Annotated in this window: 1 protein-coding gene; it reads right to left on the bottom strand. The window is 34.9% G+C overall.

Features of this window, described 5'->3' with window-relative positions; all coding sequences use genetic code 11:
- Window positions 1-659: right-handed parallel beta-helix repeat-containing protein (locus tag U881_RS10735; RefSeq protein ID WP_038363558.1), on the bottom strand; the 659-nt coding region annotated here is incomplete at both ends.

Below are 659 nucleotides of genomic sequence, written 5' to 3' on the forward strand. Positions count from 1 at the left end.
ACGTCAACAACACGAGCACTAACATCAGAGTTTTTTATAATCTCCACACCAAGCTCATTTTTCACAAAAAAGTCACGAATCAACAAATCTAACGAATGAGTCTTAAGTCCTACTTTGTTTTCTACAAAATTGTTCTCAGAAAGCCTAGCAATTACAACATCACCAAGATTTAATGCAACACCCGTATTGTTACTAAATTCACCACCAGTGATCTTAATGCTAGAAAATCGAGTAAAGTTCAATCCATTTATATTTTTTTTGACAACTCCTCCCCTCATTATTGCATTCACTCCCTCCGCAACAGACGCATTCTTATTGGACTCAATTTCAATTCCAATTAAAGTCAGATTGTCAACACCATCAATTTTAAAACCATGATTTGTGTGTCTGAAAACAACATTTTCTAGCAATATTTTGGGAACACTCGTAATTCGCAAAGCCAAGGCCTGATTGTACAAAAATGTGATATTTTTAAGATACACAAAACTGGCACTATCTAAATATACCGAAAACCTCTCTTCTTCTCGCAATCTATAACTTGAACACAATCTCAAAGCAGTATCACCACAAAAAGTTTTATCTTCCAAAAATGAATCCAAAGGTTCATCACTAAGAGAACCACCTCTAATCAACAGTTCACTAATAGGCTTATGCCACAA

Origin of the sequence: Borrelia persica No12 (assembly GCF_000500045.1) — a bacterium.
GTDB classification, from domain to species: Bacteria; Spirochaetota; Spirochaetia; order Borreliales; family Borreliaceae; genus Borrelia; species Borrelia persica.